This window comes from Candidatus Streptomyces philanthi (genome assembly GCF_059553635.1).
The window spans coordinates 1-1598 of sequence record NZ_JCANQV010000578.1 but is presented as its reverse complement, the minus strand read 5'-3'; the positions used below and the strand labels follow the sequence as shown (position 1 = coordinate 1598).

Below are 1598 nucleotides of genomic sequence, written 5' to 3'. Positions count from 1 at the left end.
CATGCGCACGCCCCGGCGCGTACACCACCCGGCACGCCCCTTCCGTTCCCCGAGCGCTCACGCGCCCCCCGGTACCCGCGTCCGGCCGGGTGGCGACGACCGCCCCGCGCTCACGCGCCGGCGGGCCGTACCACCCACTCCCCGCGCCGCATCACGCCCGCCACCTCGTACGACGACGCGTCGAGGATCACCAGGTCGGCGTCCTTGCCGGGCTCCAGGGAGCCGGTGCGGTCGTCGATGCCCAGGAGGCGGGCGGGGGTGGCCGACAGGGACTGGACGGCCTGCTCGACCGTCAGGCCGTCGAGGGTCACGGCGCGCCGGAAGGCCCGGTCGAGGGTGAGGGTGGAACCGGCGATGGAGCCGGCCGTCGGGCCCTCGCTGATGCGGGCGACACCGTCCTTGACCTCGACCCGCATCGGGCCGAGCGGGTACATCCCGTCGCTCATCCCGGCGGCGCCCATCGCGTCGGTGATGAACGCGACGCGTGCGGCGCCCGCGTCACGGAACGCCATCTCCAGGACGGCGGGGTGCAGATGGGTGCCGTCGTTGATCAGCTCGACGGTGATCCGCTCGTCCTCCAGGAGCGCCGCGATCGGGCCGGGCGCGCGGTGGGCGAGCGGCGGCATGGCGTTGAAGAGGTGGGTGGCGACGGTGGCCCCGGCGTCGATGGCCTCGCGGGCCGCGTCGTACGTGGAGTCGGTGTGGCCGATCGCCGCGATCACCCCGGCGTCGGCGAGCAGCCGTACGGACTCCAGGCCGCCGGGCAGCTCGGGCGCGAGGGTCATCATCCGGGCGGTGCCGCGGGCGGCGTCGACGAGCTTGCGGACGTCGGCCGGGTCGGGGTCGCGCAGCAGCTCGGGCCGGTGGGCGCCGCAGCGGTGCGGGGAGATGAACGGGCCCTCGAAGTGGATGCCGGCGAGATCGCCCTGCTGGGTCAGTTCGGCGAGGACGGCGGCCTGCCGCGCCAGGTCGTCCAGGTCGCCGGTGACGGTGGAGGCGGCCATCGAGGTGGTGCCGTGGCGCCGGTGGGTGGCGACGACGGTCAGGCACTCCTCGGGGTCGGCGGAGGAGAAGGAGCCGCCGCCCCCGCCGTGGACGTGCATGTCGACGAAGCCGGGGACGACGAGATGCCCGGTGAGATCGAGGACGGTGTCGCCGGGGCGGGCGCCGGTGTCCGCGTCCCGGTCGGTGGCGCGGCTGCCGAGGGCGGCGATGCGGCCGTCCTCGACGGTGAGGCGGGCGTCGACGACGCCGGAGGGCCGGGCGACACGGGCGCCGGCCAGGACGGTGCGCCGGGGAAGACCGGTGGGACCCGTGGACTGTTGCTGTGCCATCAGGCGGTTACCTCCGTGGAGAGAAGATCCCGGGCGAGCAGTCCTGCGCCCAGGCATCCGGCGGCGTCCCCGAGGGCCGCCGGAACGATCGAGGGGACGCGCTGGAAGGTCAGCCGGCGGTGGACGGCCTCACGCAGCGGTGTGAAGAGGGTGTCGCCCGCCTCGGCGAGCCCGCCGCCGATGATGATCGTCCGCGGGTCGAGCAGGGTGAGGCCGGTGACCAGGCCGTCGGCGAGGGCGTCCACGGCCCGCTGCCAGACCTCG

The 1598-nt window shown here is 75.4% G+C and carries 2 protein-coding genes; both read right to left on the bottom strand.

Going from position 1 to position 1598, the window contains the following annotated elements; genetic code table 11:
• Positions 1 to 110: 110 nt before the first annotated feature.
• Positions 111 to 1334, bottom strand: coding sequence for an N-acetylglucosamine-6-phosphate deacetylase (gene nagA, locus AC51EU_RS30365; protein ID WP_496270304.1), 1224 nt, complete (start codon positions 1332 to 1334; stop codon positions 111 to 113).
• A partial coding sequence (locus AC51EU_RS30360; protein WP_496270303.1) for an ROK family protein occupies positions 1334 to 1598 on the bottom strand: 265 nt, incomplete at its 5' end. The genes nagA and AC51EU_RS30360, both read right to left, overlap by 1 nt.

Excerpts from the sequence above, each read along its gene's own strand:
- nagA (WP_496270304.1), bottom strand. The coding sequence starts at position 1,334 with ATGGCACAGCAACAGTCCACGGGTCCCACCGGTCTTCCCCGGCGCACC.